Here is a 19,059-nt window from a genome sequence, read left to right as displayed (position 1 = left end):
CTCTACGCCAGGCATAATTAAGATTTTCCAGATCACGCTGGGATTTCAATCATAAATTCAGTACCTTCGCCTAAAACAGAATTGCAACTGAGCTTACCACCATGAGTTTCTTCGACAATTTGTTGAGCTATAGCCAATCCTAATCCTGTCCCTTTACCTACTCCTTTAGTAGTGAATAAATGGTCAAAGATTTTTTGTTTCACCTCTTCACTCATTCCTTTACCATTATCAGCAATTGAGATTTTGACGAATTTATCTGTCATCAATGTTGTAATTTGAATGCGATTAGGATGAGCTTGAATCTCTGCAAAACTCTTACCAGTATTTGATTCATCTAAAGCATCAATAGCATTGGCAAGGATATTCATAAATACCTGATTTAATTGCCCAGGAAAACATTCAATTTGGGGTAAATTACCATAATTCGTCTCCACTTCAATTGCTGGACGTTGTTCATTAGCTTTGAGGCGATGTTTGAGAATTAAAATTGTGCTGTCGATGCCTTCATGCAGATTAAATGGCACTTTATAATCTTTATCGGCTCGTGAGAAAGTCCGCAGACTTGTGCTGATATTTTTTAGGCGATCGCAAGCCATGACCATTGCATCCAGTATTTGCGGCAAATCTTCTAAGGTATAATCTAAATCGATTTCTTCCGCATGGTCTCTGATATCATCGCTGGGATTTGATAGAACTTCTTGATATAGTTTCAGATGTGCAACAATATCTGCAAAGGCGGGTTTAGTTTGTTGTAGTGTGGCATAAATAAAACCCAAAGGATTATTCATTTCATGAGCAACTCCAGCCACAAGATTACCCAATGCAGACATTTTTTCACTTTGGACAATTTGTAAATTTGCTTGTTGCAAGTCGTGTAACGCTGTGGCTAATTCTTGGGATTTTTGTTGAATTTTAGCTTCGGCTTGCTTTCGTTCACTAATATCTTTGGTAAAAACGAAATTATATTCCTTGTCTTTAAATTTTACATAATTAACATTGACTTCAACAGGATAAATCTTGCCAGATTTATGTTTATGATAGCTTTCAGCAGTGAATGAACCTTGTTCACAAACAGCTTGCCAATGCTCTGCCCATAATTCTTGAGGGAAAACAGGACTAATGTCAGAAACGTATTTACCAATTAACTCTTCTCGACTATATCCTAAGCCTTGACACGCCGCATCATTAACATAGAAAATTTGACCATCTGGCTCAATCCACCAGACAGAAACATTTGTTTGATCGATTGAAATTTGATTAAGTAATGCTTTTTCCAGAGCTTGTTGCATTTGTTGGTAAAGTCGAGCATTTTCTAATGCTATGGCAGCTTGAGCAGAAAGTATCTGAATAGTTTGTAGATGTTCTTGAGTAAATACTCCTGCTGCTGTCCGACTTTCAAGATATAGTATGCCGACCAAATTACCTTGATTAAGAATTGGTGTACACAAGACACTTTGGGGTTGATATCTCAACATATATTCTCCAATCAGCCCAGGAATATCTGTTTGGCTATGATCTATTACAATTGTTTGTTGCGTATTTTTGACGTAATTGATAATTTTGACAGGGATATCTTGATATTCATCAAGTGAATGTGTGGAAATTGTAGTCTGTAGAGAATTTATTTCCGCATTAATTGAGGTAATGGCACGAATTTGTAAAACATCATCTTGATTGAGAATTAATACTGATTTATCAGCCCCGGAGTTTTGCAGGATAATTTGAGTGAGGTTGGTAATTAACTCATCTAATTTGATGTTGCTAGAAATAGTTTGAGCAGCTTTGAGTACACTGGTAAAATCTAGAGCATTGGAAATACTAGTTCTAGTACTGTCACTTTGAGCAGATACAGACGTTACAGGAAGGGAAATAGAGGTAATGGTTTCCCAAGGATTAATGTTGATGGGTCTTTGTTCAATAATCAGTTGAAGTAACTGAGGATAGCGTCTTTCTAAGTCAGCAACTTTTGCTTTGGCTCCCCAACGTGCATAACAATAATAAGCAGCTTGCATATACAATATGGCAATGTTTTCTCTACCCCAATCGAGATAAAATTTACCAGCCAGTTCATTAGCTAAAGCTTCATCCTGAATAAATTTGTTTTCTTTAGCTAGGGAAATAGCGAGATCATACATTTCCATTGCTTCGGTTCTGTTACCTATTACTCGATAGCGTTCTGCTTCTACCAAATAAAATTTGTGCAGGAAGTTCATCGGGGCATTATCTGACCAAAGGCGGAGGTTTTGCTGATTATTTTCAACCTGCTGAAAGTAATTATTGCGTGTATTTATATCAACGTTTTCGCAACATTTTAATAAAGACAATGACCAAAAGAAATTGTGGATAAAAACTGAAAATACTCCAGGAATTGCTAAGGTATGTGGGTATGCTGCGTTAGCCTTGTCCAGAGCTTGACTATATTCACCATAAAAATAGTGAAGAATTAATTTTGCTACATAAACTGCAACCAGAGGATTATGACTATTTTCCTGGATTAGTTGAGATAGTCTTTGATGTTCATTAAAACTTTCACCGTTCAAACTTACTAAGTCTTGACCCGGATTTAGTAAATTGTCGGTAAACTGTTTCCAAATACTACCTAATTCTCGACTAAATTCCTGTGAAATTTGTTTACCAGAAATCTGAATATATTTCTCTTGTTGTCGATTAACATCAGGTAAGTATTCGCCCACCCATAAGAGATGATGACATAAGTGCATTGTGGCATAACCAGCATATTCAATATCACCATTATCTAATCCATCTTTTAATGCTTCTAATAATGATGGTATTGTATTTTTGAAATGTTCTCTCCAATACTGCACATGGGCAGCAAACAGAAGATTAACTTTACACTTAAATTGCCGACTATCATAAATTTCTAAGAGTTTTAAAGCAATTTTTCCAGCATGATATCCATCATTAATTTCTCCTTGACCACACTTGAGCCAAGCGTAAGCACCATAGGCATAACAAGCAAGTTCTGACCTGCCAAATTCTAAGGATAAGTTAATCAGTGTAAGGACAAATTCTCCAAATCTGTTAGTAGTCAAAAATACTGCCGGCAGAACACTGATTAACATTTGCATAGCTGCTATTTTATAGGGATTAATCATTTCTCCCTGATGCTCAATCTGAGAAAGGGTAGGTAAATTCACACCTGTTTTCACTAATTCTGGACTAGCAATCTGAACATCTAATTCATCGAGAATTTGCAAACCTAATTCTAGAGAATTTGCCAATCGGTTTTGGATTGTTAAGTATTGGATCTGTAAATCATAAATCTGAATTTTATCTAAAATTGTCTGTGCTGCTTGCAATACCTGTGCTGCAAGATTTTCCATTGTGTCAAATTCGCCATTTAAATAGGCAATTTCAGTAGCTGCAATATAGAGTTTTAAGGTCAGTTCATACTGATTATGCCAGCAATTTGTCTGTAGTAAATCAATTCCGGTTTGTAGATAAATTTTTGCTGCATTATAGGCTGTAGAATTTTTTGCCCTACGTCCTGTTTTTAAATTTAATTGTGCTAATTCTTCTCGAAAACTTGGTTGATTAATTAACTTAATTCCTAAGTTTAAATGTCTAACAATATCAAACAGTTTTTCTTCTTGTTCTATTTCTGAAGAGTTTTGCTGTAGTAATTGTCCAATCTTGAGATGAGTAGCTTGCTTTTGATCTTCTGGAATCAAAGAATAAGCCGCTTGTTGTATTCTGTCATGTAAAAATTGATATTTGGCTATTTGTTTACTAGCCTTTTTATCGGACTGTAAAAACCTAGCTTTATTCTCTCCCTGATAAAATTTATAGACATCACTAATGGGTAAAATTAATCCTTCTTGTAAAGCTTTCCATAAATTAGTAGCAGTTTCAATTTCTGAATCTTGGGAAACAATAGACAAGGTTGCTAAATCAAATCGATTGCCAATACAAGCGGCTAACTGCAACACCTTTTGAGTTGATTGCGGTAGTTTTTTTAACTGTAACACCATGAACGTAACAACATCATCTGTAATCGCTTGCTGATTTATTTGGGTGATATCACATTGCCATCCTCCTATACTTAGGCCTTGGTCATGATTATTTCTAGGGATAAATTCAATAAATCCATCCTGGTATAATGCCTTGAGAAACTGGATGGCAAAAAACGGATTACCTTGAGTTTTTTGAAATACTAATTTAGAAAGAGGCAATGCCAAGTTTTCTGCACATTTTAGTGTATCAGCAACTAATTGATTCACTTGTTCTTGACGCAGTGGTGCTAAATTGATCGTATTAACTTGGGCTGTTGTTTTTTGGATATGATTTAAAGTCAAGATTAATGGATGCGCTAGGTTGACTTCGTTATCGCGGTACGCACCAATAATGAAAAGATAACTAGTATCAGCCATTAATAACTGTATTAACATCAAAGAGGCGGAATCAGCCCATTGCAAATCATCTAAAAATATTACTAATGGATGTGCGTCACTGGTAAAAACCTGGGTGAATTTCTGGAATAATAAATTAAATCTATTCTGTGCAGCAGTTCCTGATAATTCTATAGCAGGTGGTTGTTGACCAATGATGTTTTCTAATTCGGGAATAACTTCAATAATTACTTGTCCGTTTCCACCAACAGCCTCTAATATTTTATGTTTCCATTGCTGAATTTGGACATCACTTTCGGTTAATAATTGCCCCATTAAATCTCGGAAGGCTTGGACAAATGCACTTAAAGGTATGTTGCGATTAAATTGGTCATATTTCCCTTTAATAAAATAACCGCGTTGTCTGACGATTGGTTTATGTACTTCATTAACAACGGCTGTTTTACCAATTCCAGAAAAGCCAGCCACTAGCATCATTTCTGTTGCACCTTGACTGACTCGCTCAAATGCGTCTAGTAGGGTGTTGACTTCGGTTTCTCTGCCATAAAGTTTATCAGGAATGATGAAGCGATCGCACACATCCCGACTGGCAATTTTAAAACTCTCAATTTCACCGGTTGCTTGCAGTTGCGATAAACAATTTTCTAAATCAGATTTCAATCCTAATGCGCTTTGATATCTATCTTCGGCATTTTTCGCCATCAATTTGCTGACAATAGCTGATAAGATGGGGGGGATTTGTGGGTTAATTTTATGTGCTAATGGTGCTGTTTTAGCAATATGACAATGTACTATTTCCATCGGTTCACTAGCTGAAAAAGGTAACTCTCCCGTGAGCAATTCATAAAAAGTTACACCCAATGAATAGAAGTCTGTGCGGTAGTCAATTACCCGGTTCATTCTCCCTGTCTGTTCTGGAGAAATGTAAGCTAATGTTCCTTCTAAAATATTGCTTTTAATTAGAGTTTGGGTTTCTCTGGGTAATAAGGATGCAATACTAAAGTCTATTAATTTAATTTCTTTTGTTTCCGGGTTAATTAATATATTGCTGGGTTTAATATCTTTATGAATTATCCGTTCTTGGTAGAGTAAATCTAAGGTGTTGCAGAGTGCGATCGCTATTTCTAAAAACTGCTGAAGAGATATTTGAGTTTCTCTAATTTGCCACTGTTTTAGAGAAATTCCGCCAAATTCTTCTAGTATCAATATATAACTGTTTTGATACGTTTCTAAACTATACGTTTGAACAATTAGAGGTGAGTTGAGATTCTTAGTTATGGTATATTGGTTGCGAAATGATAAGAGTTCACTAAAACTGGGATAAGAATTTTTCAGCACTTTCATGACTACCGGTAGTGAGTCAATCTCTCTATATCCCCGATAAACTAATGTTCTCGCACCATTGTAAATTTCTTCAGTGATTTGATATCCAGGAATACTGATTAAAGTAGTTACCATACCTTTAAAGCCTCAAAATCTCTGGCTTTAGTATTCCCAGATACACATAATATTTCACTAGTTAAGATAGACTGTTGAACTATTTTGGAATTTTCCGGTTTATTACTTAAATCACTGTGGTGGCACTATACATTGGCTACTATCAGCATTACAGGCAAAACAGCGAAATTTGAAATGATTTTCTATGTAAATTAAATAAGGGTACATTAGGTAAAAGTATAAAACCCTAAACTATGTAGAGACGTTACATGTAACGTCTCTACAAGATTCTCAAAATATGATGCTGTAAGTTTTCAATAGATTTAAATTAACTGTTTAGCTACTCTATCAAGATTTTTACGAATTTCTAAAGTTGCAACACCAGTGGTTGCAGCTTCATCTTCAGCCGAATATTGGGCGGCAAATTTTTTGACTGCGGCTACAGTTCTTGGCCCATAAAAGGGATGATTTTTAGGTAAGTCTGCTTTGACTACTACATTCAATTCATATTGCAAAATTCTGATCACTTCTTCCGCTTTTGCCATTGTTTTTGGCCCGGCTATACCATCTACTAACAGTTCATAGTCTGCCTGAAAGTTTTTAATTGCTTGTACAGTTTTAATGGTTGTGAGTGGCGAATTATCTTTACTAACTGGAAACCCCTGCCCCAAGGCAGCAAAATCTTGAGCTAGATATCCTAATCCAAATAAAACAGAACGGAATTGAGCATTGTTATAGGTAATCATATTTACTAAAGCTCCACATCTTCAGGCTGCAAGATTGAATTACTGAGTAATTGGGTTTTATCGATTAACATTAGCTACACCAACTATTGATGCTATTCCTAATGAAATACATCATTATTAGGTAGCAGTTGAGTTTCAAACCGGGAGTAAACCAGTTCAGTTGTATACCAGGAAGAAAACCAGTATAAATCTTGAATGACTTTACTCGCAAGACTTTCATCGCTAGGTTCAAACTGCACTAATGCTAAATTATTCACGCCTACTACTTCTTTTCCATCTTGAAACCAAGGGGATTTCCAAAACATTAAAAATTGTAGCGATCGCCACTTCGCTTTTTCTGGGCGGTTCCAGGGAGCAATAAAACTTAATACATCAATGGCTAAATTCGCAGTTTGGGTTCTTTGCCGAGGAATTAACTCTAGCGCACAACGCCAGTGAGGTCGGGGCGAGTTTTGGCACTGTCTTTGTTTAGCAGTAACTTCCACCATATCCGCAGGATGATTCCACCCTAACCAATATCGGACTTTTTCTGGTAATAGCCAATTTTTCAATTTAGTATGAATTAACCGCGTGAGAAATTCTTCATTTTTTAAGGCACTACAAGTTAACTGCACCAATACAGATAAAAATTGGGAATCAATATCTTGATGAGATAAACGCACCGCCGAACTATAGTGAATATCTCCAGACAAGACAATAACTTGTTGACGTTGGGCAAATAAAGTTGTGAGAAATTGCGCCAATGCTTCTGTATGAATATTCCACGCATCACCCACATCTGTAGAAAAAACTTTGTCGTTTTTTAAATGCCAATGATGAACCCAATCGATGACTTTTAAGCCAAAGACATTGGTAGGTGCAATCACAAATGTGGCGGGAATATTAGTTTTTGCTTGTAAAGGTGTTAGCAGTTGTTGTTTTACCGCCTGGGGTGATAATAATCTGGGTGGGGCGATGGGTTTCGCGTCGGCTGGATAACCCCGCCAAGTCCGGGTATCGAGAACAATCACTTCATGAATTGGGCTGCGAATGGTGTAATGCCAATTAAGAGATTGGGGATGTCTGGCTAAAACTAATGTGGAGTGATCTTGGGCAAAAGTTGGTAAGCCTGTGAGAGAATCGGTATCTGGCAGACCAAGATAAAGAGCGATCGCTTGATCGGCATAACTATCTGTACCGTGGGAAGCTGACCAAATTTCCGCCGCCGCCAGTAGTTTTTCCCCAGATTGACCAAAGGTAAATTGTTCGGGTGTATTTCCCCAAGCTTGAAACACACTGTAAGCTAACAGGGCATTCTGCACCGCCCGCCGCCCCAAAGGTTTGCCCAAAACCCGCAAACACCAAGCTTGATTCAAATTCCAGTCATCGCTAACATCGTGGTCATCAAAAATTGTGTAGGTGGGGATATTCGCCAAAGCACGGCGCACTTTTCCCAAAGTATAAATAAATTGTTGTAAATCTTTGACTTCTCGATTCCAGTTTTTGATACCTTGGCGATCGCTAGTTACTTGTTTTCCTTGAGGAAATTTCCGCGGCCAGCACACAGGCGACCAAGTTAATATATAAGCCGCGTAATATTCCCCCAAACTCAGCAAATGGCTGTTAACTTTACTATATTTGTTATGCAATCCGGCGGTGAAACCTGCTTGTTCTGTCGCCACTTCCGCCCGTTGTCTGGTAGGTAATTCCTTGGGAGTACAGCTAATTGGGCTGACTGGTAACTTTTCTTCCCAACCCAATAAAATATCACCCAAATGAGTCGCCACCCATAAAGAAGGATCAGCAACATCATCACCATAAATTTGGTCGCCAGTGAGAAACAATTGCTGGGGACGGCGTTGGGCTTGATTTGCTGTAGTTGCAATTAAACCATCGAGAATTGGTAACGCATCCAAACCATGTCCATGCGGTTTGCGACAAGAAGCGTGGACAATTTTTAAATCTTGCAGACGGCTGGGAGGTAAAACAAAGGTTGGTTGTTGATGGTCAAAGTAACTAATGCTATCTGCGGCAAAATTCTCAGAACTTAATGCTTGCGATAGAGTTCGCCGTTCTGTACCACAGATAAATTGTAAAGTGTAGGCATAGATGCGATCGCCCAGCAGATAATTGCCATCTTGACATTCAGCCGTAACCGCCACAACATGCAGATATTCACCCAAAGCAACTGTAGCGCGTTCCCCAGTAAACAAACAATTTCCTAATGTTGCGCCTTGATTTGTTGTTTCATAAATTTTCAGTTCTACCAGACAAGACTGCTTGAGGGCTATCCATACCGTCACAGATGTTGATTCAGTATGTTGTAGCATTGGCCCTGCCAAAATTAGCGGCAGTTCGGCAATGAACTCACTTCCAAAGGGGCTATACATAAGTGACTTTTATCTGCGTATATCTGCGGGCATCGGTGGTTAATTTCTTCCCCTCTTTTTTGTTGTTTTTCGGGGAGATAGGCAACTTGCCTATCCCACAAAAATTATACTCAACTCTTGGCAATCCCTTCTTGACGCGCTGCCCTTTGTACAGCCGCCGCCACAGCCGGGGCGACACGGGCATCAAACACAGAAGGAATAATATGTTCAGGACTCAAATCGCTGGGGTTGACTAAAGATGCGATCGCACTGGCCGCTTCTAAGTACATTGTGGTTGTAATTTCTTTAGCACGACAATCTAACGCACCCCGGAAGACCCCGGGAAAAGCCAAAACATTGTTAATTTGGTTGGGGTAATCACTGCGTCCTGTCGCCATTACCGCCACAATTTTGCTAACTAATTCTGGCTGAATTTCGGGAATGGGATTGGCCATAGCAAACACAATCGGATCTTTCGCCATTGCTTGTACCATTTCTGGAGTTAACACTCCAGGGGCGCTGACACCAATGAAGACATCTGCACCTTGCATTGCGCCGGCTAATGTTCCTTGGGCTTTGACGGCAAATTCTTGTTTTTCTTCTGTCAAGTCAGTGCGGTGAACGGAAAGAATACCTTTAGAGTCACACATCAAAATGGTTTGCGCCCCAGCTTTCCGCAGTAACCGCGCGATCGCTACACCCGCAGCACCCGCACCATTAATGACAATGCGGATGTCTGCCATTGATTTGTTGACTAATTTCAGCGCGTTATATAATGCTGCTAAAGTGACAATCGCTGTGCCATGTTGGTCATCATGGAATACTGGAATATCTAATTCCTGACGCAATCTTTGTTCAATTTCAAAACAACGGGGTGCAGCAATATCTTCTAAGTTCACACCACCAAACACAGGCGCGATTTGCTTCACCGCCTGAACAATCTCATCAGTATTTTGCGTAGCTAGACAGATAGGAAAAGCATCTATCCCCGCGAATTCCTTAAATAGCATGGCTTTACCTTCCATCACAGGTAAAGCCGCCGCCGGGCCGAGATTGCCCAAGCCCAAAACTGCACTACCATCGGTAACAATAGCGACAGTGTTTTGCTTAATTGTCAGATTGTAAACTTCTTCTGGTTTGTCGGCGATCGCTTTACAAATCCGCCCCACACCAGGAGTATAAGCCATTGCTAAATCTGAAACACTTCTTAAGGCAATGCGGCTGGTGATGCTAATTTTACCACCACGGTGTAAATTAAAGGTGCGATCGTAAACATCGATCACCTTAATGTTCGGTAGTTCTTTGATTGCTTGGACAATGGTTTCAGCATGTTCTGTACTAGCCGCATCCACGGTAATATCGCGGGTAGATTCTTGACGGGTTTGTTCAATTAAATCTATTTGACCCAGATTACCACCACAAGTTGCGATCGCCTGTGTCACCGATGCTAACATCCCGACGCGGTTGGGAATTTGCAACCGCAGTGTCAAACTAAAACTGGAATTAGGAGTTAGGTCTGCCATTGTAATTTTGCAATAGTGAATTTTAGATTTTATATTGAATCGCTGAGTAAAAATCTAGACTAAAACTAAAATCTACAAAACCACTCTTGAGTCTTACCCAATTAAGAAGCGATCGCCTTGATGCTTAGTCAGTGCGATCGCCTTAATTTTGGTTCCGAATTTTTACATCCAGAATCTTACATTACACAGCCACTTGATGGCTAGAGAAACGCGACAGTAATTTAAGGTACTGGCATAGCAAGGCTAAAGTGTTGCATTAAGTTTAGATAAAAAACCGCCGATACACATATACCAACATTCTGACTCCTGAATTCCGGCTCCTAAATTCTGACATTTTTGAGAACAATATAAGAATCATTCTCATAAACTTTCGTCAAGGTAATTTTCTGATCAGGCAAAATATAAGGCGATTGAAAATCAAAAATTGAATTAGCAGTATCTTTTGGAGTTAAGTACTTCCGCAGACGATTAATTGTCCCAGCACCATTTACTATCTCTTGATTTTTATATTTTTGCTTGAGCTTTTCATACAAACTATTGCTGGCTATGAAAAAATACCCAGGATGTTTAGCATGAATATAAGCGTGTAAAATAGCAACTTGTCCTTCTGGTGTATTTTCCGGCGCAGGTATATCAAACCTTTTAGTTAACAAAGATGTCACTTCTGGGTCAATTTCTCGCGGAAACACAGTCCATCTCAAAGAGAATTGTGTAGCAACTGTCTTAATTTGCGGATCTAATAAATATGCAGATAGACTATATTCTTCCCATCTTAAAAAATCAAATGCTATACGAGTGTTTGACAGTTGATTTTTAGAGACAAAATGAATCACATCCTTGACATCCGATGGCATTTTCTGGATTTTTTCACTTGCACTTGCATAAGCAATTCCAGATGAAAGAGAGAATACTGTTATTAATGTCAGACTGGCAATCACTAACGGTTTCGCTATTTTTTTATTTCTTATTGAAGAAATAATATAATTAGTCCGCGCAATTATTAGGGCTAACATAATATTCATAAAAATGTTAGCCCAAAACATAAATCTTGGTTGATACGTCAGCCCACCTCTAATAATGAGAATAATTGGAAACGCTAACGAGAATACAAACAAAATAGTCCAAATAGCAATAGCCTCATTAACTAACCAATTTCTAAATCGACGTAGAGTATATATAAAATTAGGCTGAATGTTTCTGGGAGCATTAGCTCTCCGGCGAAATTGAAAATAAATTAACGGAATAATCCATACTAAAGACAATAAAATTAGCTTCTTATTATATCGCAACAATGCTATGAGCATTTGTTGTGCTTGTCTTAACCTTTCTAATGGTGCTTCTCCCCAGATTTCTCTATCATAAATTTTGTTACCTTGGATCAAAAAATTAGCTCCTAATATTTGAGCTAATGCTACTGATATTGTGATGCCAACAAGTAATAATGCTAGTTTCCAGCGTTTATGTACAATCAGAAAAACTCCAAAAATTAAGGAGAAAAATAAAGTTTCTGTCCGACAGAAATAGGCTAAAACAAAGCAGACTATAGCAATGATATAACTAATTTTTTCATTCGATAGCAGATAATTCAATATACTGTAAATAGCTAGAGAAACAAAGAAAAAGCTATATCCTTCCGACATTGGAGTATGCGCCAACTCCAATATTAAAGGCGTGCAAAGACATAGTAAACAAGCTAAAATTCCAGTGACATCATTAGTTTGTAAAGCAACAGAACGACTAATAAAAAAGAAACCTACTAAAACAAGATTAACACTAGTTAACTCAACAACTTTAATGCCTAAATTAATATCTGATATTCCCTGAAACAGCACTAAACGGAGAATAAATGACTGAATAATAAAAGGAACAGGTGGCCAAATTGCTACCCAAGAACTTAACTCTAAAGCTTTGCTTGGTTCATGAGCATATTGCATAGCAATTAAGAAACGCGCTCCTTTATCGACAAAGCTTCCTAAATATAACCTGTCTGTAAAAATTGAATAACTGTAAATAGCAAAAACAACCAACAAAATTAAAATTGTTATGTAATAAGGCCAAGCTTTTAGGAACTTTGCATTATAGTTCTGTTGAAATCTCAGCATTAATTAAATTTTGTTATACTAGTTTATAACTGTCAGGTTTATAAAATTTTGATACAAGAGTCAATATACCACTAGATAAATTGGCTCTTATACAAAGTAAGCAATCAACAGTATTAGTTACTAATATCATTTTTGTCGCTTGAGAGCAAACCTTGATGATAGTTGTTAATTTTGAAGCTATGTAGAAAAAAGTAAGATAGCAGTTATTAATTTAATCAAGATAAATTTTAAAGTTGGTTATATAATTTAGCTGAAGCACAATATAACATCAGGAAAAGATTACTCTTACACCAAATATAATCACAATAAAAAAGATACTTTTAAGTAAAAGTATCTTACAAGCTAATCACTGAGTATCAGAGCAATAATAAAGGATTTAAAAAGAGAGACTTTGTGGCTAACATTTAGCAAATATGTTTATATTTTAACAAGTTAATATTTTAAGCTTAGAAAAAGTTATCAATTCTTTACACTTAAATGAGACATGTAGCAGTAGACAGGTAACTAAGTTAAAAGTCTTTGCAGTTTTTAAATTGACCAATTTCCTCAATAACTTGCTTGGCTAATGGTATCAATAGAAAGCCACTTCCTACAGAATACAGCAAGTTCTTCGTGATTCTGTAACGAAATGGCTATGAAATTCACATTGATGCAGACAGATTAATTACTGGGTGGCTCATACCAAACTTCAAGTTTATTAATTTTTGCTTCAACAATGTTTCTATACAACTCTAGTGAACGGTAAATTTGATCTGCACTAGGTTTTCCATGAGCGAACATAGCACAGTAGAAATTTTGAATTTCTTGGTGGGTAATTTCACCATCTTGTACATACTGTTCAATCATGGTTTTCAATTTTTCCAGTTCCCGCACTTCTTCTGGTGTCGGTTCCTGAGATAATGGTCGTTCAACTTTCATACCATCTTTCCATGAGACTGTGATTTTTGTCGAACTGTTCTAGAAAAGTTGTATTTGGCTGATGCTCATTCATTAGCTGACAAAATCAGTTTGGTTATAGATATTACGTGAGAAAGTTGAGGATTTTGTGAGGAAAGACACATTCATTAGTACGAATATACTCATGCTAAACTTGAGGCGAAAAAACTTGTTTGCGGTTCAGGCTTATATCGGTAACTGGATAATAAACTCTGTTCCCTTACCAGGTTGAGAATTTACCTGAATACTTCCACCGTGTTTTTCTATGATAATTTGACGAGCGATCGCTAATCCCAAACCGGTTCCTTTACCTACTGGTTTAGTAGTAAATAAATGATCAAAAATCTTCTGTTGAACTTCGGGAGGTATCCCTATCCCATTATCTTGAATAGAAATTATTACCCTATCATGATCTTCATTGAGTTTGGTAGTAAGTGTAATGCGATTGGGATGAGCTTTAATCTCATCCATCTTACGTCCTAAATTTGACTCATCCAACGCATCGATAGCATTAGCTATCAAATTCATAAACACTTGACTAAGTTGTCCGGGAAAACAACGCACTGATGGTAAATCATCATAATTTTTGACAACTTCAATTGCTGGACGAGCTTGAGAAGCTTTCAGACGGTGTTTGAGAATTAAAACTGTACTGTCGAGAATTTCATGAATATGACAAACACTGGGTTTTTGCGTATCTCCTCTAGAGAAGGTACGCAAACTTAAGCTGACATCATAAATACGGTTAACACCCTCTTGCATAGAAGCAATTAATTTCGGTAAATCTTCTCGCACATATTCCACATCTACATCACGCAGAGTTTTAGTAATTTCTGGTGCTGGTTGAGGATAGTATTTTTCATACAAGTCAATTACCTTTAACAAGTCTTGTATATACTCGTTTGCAGGTTTTAAATTGCCAATAATAAATCCAATAGGATTATTAATTTCATGAGCTATCCCAGAAACTAAATTACCTAAAGTAGACATTTTTTCACTTTGAACTAATTGTAGTTGCATTTCCTTCAGATCAGACAGCGAAGACTCTAATTGTTTGGCATAGTTTTGAGCCTGCTGATATAATCGAGAATTTTCTAAAGAAATTGCTGCTTGAGAGGTAATTAAATTTAATACTTTGATATTCTCTTTGGTAAATGCACTGGCAATTAGCCTATTTTCTAAGTACAAAATGCCAATAAACTTACCCTGATAAAAGATAGGGTTACACAATATAGAAATTGGTTTATACTTTTGAATATAAGAATTAGCTTGAGAATTAGCCTCAGAAATAGCATCATTGATGACTAAAACTTCTTGACTCCTAGCGACGTATTCAATTAGAGAAACTGGGATATCTTCACTTGATTTTATAGGAGTTGATGGCAGAATAATTGACTGACTATCAATATCATTGATTGCTTCTATGAATAATTCATTCTCTTTCAGTAAAATCAAGCAACCCTTTTGAGCCGCAGCATTTTCCAGAATTATCTGTAAAAGTTTTTCTAGGAGTTTATCAAGCACTATTTCACCACTAATTGCTTGAGAAGCTTTCAATATTGTAGCTAAATCTAAAACACCATCGTTATTACTTGTTGTGCTTGTATAATTAATTTTTGTTGTGGCGATCGTGCGAGTCACATCTATTTCTAATTGTTTATGGTTTATGCTACGAATAATTAAATTATTATAGTTATCATCTAAATATTGAACTTTCGCTACAGCACCCCAATGAATATAACCATAATAAGCTTCTGTCATATACATTTTGGCAATTTTTTCTTTACCAAACTCTAGATAACATTTGGCTGCGAGTTCATTTGCTAAAGCTTCCTCAGCAATATAACCATTATTTTTTGCTCCTGTAATAGCACGATCATACAATTCAGTTGCTACTTGGAAATGACCTAATACTCTGGCTCTTTCTGCTTCTACTAGCTCATATTTATGCTGAAAGTTACATGGTGCTTGAGTCGCCCATTTTTTCATTTGCTTTTGATTAGCAGATACTTGTTTTAAATACTGCTGCTTTTGTGTCGGTAAAGCTTGATTACAGAGTGCTGTCATAGCCAGGGAGTAATAAAAATTATTAGCGGTATAAATTAGTAATCCTACGTTATCTGCATGAGTTTTTTCTGCTAAGATGGCATTTTCTACTGCTAATTGATATTCGTTAAATAAATAACAAACTATAGTTTTACATCCATAATAAAAACCTTTGAAGGAATAATTTTTTAATAACTCCGATGCCATCGTAATTTCATCAAAAGCTTCACCAATTAATACAGCTTTTTGCGATGACTTGGAGCGTAAATTTAAAGCTGCTTGCCTAAAAAGGCTGGTAGCTGCTGCTAACGATTCCAACTTTAATTTCTGCATTAAATCAACATAGCCAGCTATTTTCTGTTCTACTGATTCTAAATTTTCTCCAGACAGTAAAGCATGATAACCTGCGATGACAGCACAATAACCAGCATTTTCGATATTGCCTAATTCAACTCCACTCTGCATACCTTCTAAAAGTGGTGGAATTGTATCTTTAAGAGGCTCTTTATAAAAGCTAATGGTACCGTTATGTACAAAGTAAACAGTAGCTTTGAGAGAATTACCAGTCATATTTTCTAGCAATTTAACTGCCAGTTTACCTAATTTATAGCCTGTTTCAAATTGGTTAAATTTATCAGTTAAAACAGTGCCGTAAGCTGCATAACCATAAGCTGAAACAGGCGATTGTCCGTATTTAATGGATAATCTCACCATTGCCAATACAGATAACAGAAATAGAAAAGATCCTGCCTGACTAGCAGCTGGCACCATCTGCAATAGTATTTGCATAGCGGCTAGTTTATAAGGATCAGACATCTCAGGTAATAAAGCTAACTTTTCTATTGGTTTACCTACCAATGCTATTTTTGTTTCAAATAATGCTGATAAAACGTGTAATTGTGTAGGATTATTTGGTAAGATTACGCCTAATTCCTTGAGAGATTTTACTCCAATATCGAGAACTTCTGGCATCTGGTTTTGTGCCATATAAACCAGCATTTTTACTTCATACAATTTCACTTTTTCTAGAATATTGTTGGTGCGATTAAGGGCAGTATTGCCTAAATAATTAGACTGCTCAAAATTACCATTTAAATACTCTATCTCTGTGGTTTCTGTGTATAAATCTAATGTAAGCTTGTAGTTAGTTCGCCAACTATCTGCTGCCAAAAGTTTTAAACCTATATTTAAATATTTCGCAGATGCCTCATACGCAGTAGCTGCTTTGGCTTTTTTGCCTGCAATCAGGTTAAGTTTGGCTAGTTCATATTTTTCGGATTGTTCACTTAATAAGTCCCAGCCAACATTCAGTTGATTAACAATATCTAAAACATTTTCGGAAATTAATTCAGCAGGTGTTTGTTCTAGTAACAAACGCCCTATTTGTAAGTGTGTTTCTTGTTTTTGATTTTCAGGAATTAATGAATAAGCAGCTTGTTGTATACGGTCATGTAAAAATTTATAAGTAATTTGCTTAGAATCAAAAGTTAGTTTAGCAGATTCTTCCTGTTCAAAAACTAAGGGGATGCGATACGCATCACTCAAAGGTAAAATTAATCCACATTGCAATGCTGAGTACAGATCATTAGCAGTACTTGCTGGAGAGTTACCACTAACAATAGAAAGGATATCTAGGGAAAATCTATTACCAATACAAGCAGCCAGTTTCAATATTTCTTGTGTGGCGATCGGCAGGCTTCTAATTCTGTTAGCAATTAATTCTACGATACGTTGATCAATAATACCAATGCTTTGAATTTTCTCTATATCCCACTGCCATGAACCTAGATGAAAGTCAAATTCAAATAAGTTTTCTTGGTGTAATACCAATAATAATTGCGTTAAAAAGAATGGATTACCCGCAGTTTTATTGTAGAGTAAATCTACTAGAGGTTTGATTGTTAATGAGTTATTATGAAGTGTATCAGCAACTAATTGATGATAATTGTCAACAGATAAATCTTGTAACACAATATTGTTCACAATATTATGCTTTTTACCAATTTGTTCAATAGTTTGAATTAAGGGGTGTGTAATGCTAACTTCATTATTACGATAAGCACCAATTAACAATAAATATTTAGTTTTTTGGTCAGTAATGAGTAATTCTATTAACTTGAGAGTCGCTGAATCAGCCCATTGTAAGTCATCTAAAAAGATGACTAAAGGGTTATCTTTCGTGGCAAAGACGCGGATAAAATCTGTAAAAACACGATTGAAGCGGTTTTGTGATTCTGCTGCACTTAGTGTAACTACGTCTGGTTGTTTGCCGATTACTAATTCCACTTCAGGAATCACATCAGTAATAACTTTGCCATAGGACTGCACAGCTGCTAATATTTTCCGCCGCCAGGTTTCAAACTTTTGGTCATCTTCTGTTAGCAATTGCCGCATTAATGAACTAAAAGCTTGAATAAATGAAGCGTATGGAACATTACGTTGAAACTGGTCAAATTTCCCACTAATAAAAAAGCCTTTGGCACGAGTGATGGGTTTATTGACTTCATTAACTACTGAAGATTTTCCAATTCCGGAATAGCCAGAAACTAATACTAATTCACGCTTACCTTGGCTGACACGCTCAAAAGCTTCTAACAGTGAATTAACTTGAGTTTCTCTACCATAAAGCTTTTGGGGAATTAGCAATTGGCTTAAAATATCTAAGCGACCAGGTACAAAATTAGAGATTTTACCTGTTGTTTCTAATTGTTCCCGACAGATTTCTAAGTCTGCTAACAATCCTTTAGCTGTTTGATAGCGATCTTCAGCATTTTTTGCCATCAATTTCTTAACTAGAGAACAGATGGCACTAGGAATTTCGGAGTTTAATATTTCAATATCTATAGGTTCTTTGGCAATATGAGAGTAAACCAATTCTAGAGGGTCATTACTTTGAAAAGGTAGTTGCTCAGTAAGTATTTCATAAAAAGTCACCCCAAGAGAGTAAAAATCGCTGCGATAGTCAAGGTTACGGTTCATTCTCCCTGTTTGTTCTGGAGACATATAAACCAAAGTACCTTCTAGTTGATTGGGGTTAGCTAGTTGAGGTATTTCTTTATCTAGACGTGAAGCAATACTAAAATCAGTAAGTTTAACAATACCAGTTTCTGGATTAATGATGATGTTGGCAGGTTTAATATCTTTATGAATAATATGGCAACTATGTACAGACACTAGAGCTTTAGCTAACTGAATGGCAATGCTCATAAAACTCTTTAGGTCTTGTTTGCTGTGATTTAGCAGTTGTTTTAAAGAGTAGCCATTAATATCTTCAAATACGATCGCCAGCCGATTTTTGTGGGTTTCTAGTCTTAAAGCTTTGACAACACCAGCTAAATCTAGGTTAGCGGTAATTTTATATTCATGTCTCAAACGAGCGATCGCATCTATGGAAGGATAATCAGCTTTTAGTATCTTGAGAATAATCGGTTGTTGGTCATATACTGATCTAGCACGATAAATAATGGTATCATCTCCTTCATGGAGCATTTCGTTTAAGTCATACCCTGATATTGAATCCACTGCTAACATAATTATTACCTTTGTGAATA

General features: G+C 36.6%; 7 protein-coding genes. All 7 read right to left on the bottom strand.

The features are described 5' to 3' along the window. Window positions 1-32 precede the first annotated feature (32 nt). The gene (locus H6G75_RS12905; protein WP_190980452.1) at window positions 33-5,828 is read right to left on the bottom strand and encodes an ATP-binding sensor histidine kinase; all 5,796 of its coding nucleotides are present in this window, start codon (window positions 5,826-5,828) and stop codon (window positions 33-35) included. A gap of 302 nt (window positions 5,829-6,130) precedes the next feature. Next, on the bottom strand, window positions 6,131-6,553 hold the full coding sequence (locus H6G75_RS12900) for a peptidoglycan-binding protein (RefSeq protein WP_190980450.1): 423 nt from the start codon (window positions 6,551-6,553) through the stop codon (window positions 6,131-6,133). Between the two features lie 98 nt (window positions 6,554-6,651). Continuing rightward, a complete protein-coding gene (locus H6G75_RS12895) occupies window positions 6,652-8,922 on the bottom strand; it encodes a PhoD-like phosphatase (RefSeq protein ID WP_190980448.1) in 2,271 nt (756 codons plus the stop codon). A 110-nt stretch (window positions 8,923-9,032) separates the two neighbouring features. Further along, window positions 9,033-10,424, bottom strand: a complete 1,392-nt coding sequence (locus H6G75_RS12890) for a malic enzyme-like NAD(P)-binding protein (RefSeq protein WP_190980446.1) — start codon at window positions 10,422-10,424, stop codon at window positions 9,033-9,035. A 320-nt stretch (window positions 10,425-10,744) separates the two neighbouring features. Continuing rightward, on the bottom strand, window positions 10,745-12,526 hold the full coding sequence (locus H6G75_RS12885) for a hypothetical protein (protein ID WP_190980443.1): 1,782 nt from the start codon (window positions 12,524-12,526) through the stop codon (window positions 10,745-10,747). A 660-nt stretch (window positions 12,527-13,186) separates the two neighbouring features. Further along, window positions 13,187-13,444, bottom strand: a complete 258-nt coding sequence (locus H6G75_RS12880; protein WP_190980441.1) for a hypothetical protein — start codon at window positions 13,442-13,444, stop codon at window positions 13,187-13,189. A 204-nt stretch (window positions 13,445-13,648) separates the two neighbouring features. Further along, on the bottom strand, window positions 13,649-19,039 hold the full coding sequence (locus tag H6G75_RS12875; RefSeq protein ID WP_190980439.1) for an ATP-binding sensor histidine kinase: 5,391 nt from the start codon (window positions 19,037-19,039) through the stop codon (window positions 13,649-13,651). Window positions 19,040-19,059 lie beyond the last annotated feature (20 nt).

This window comes from Nostoc sp. FACHB-280, from assembly GCF_014697615.1.
GTDB lineage: Bacteria > Cyanobacteriota > Cyanobacteriia > Cyanobacteriales > Nostocaceae > Nostoc_B.
This window is presented reverse-complemented; position numbering and strand designations above follow the sequence as displayed.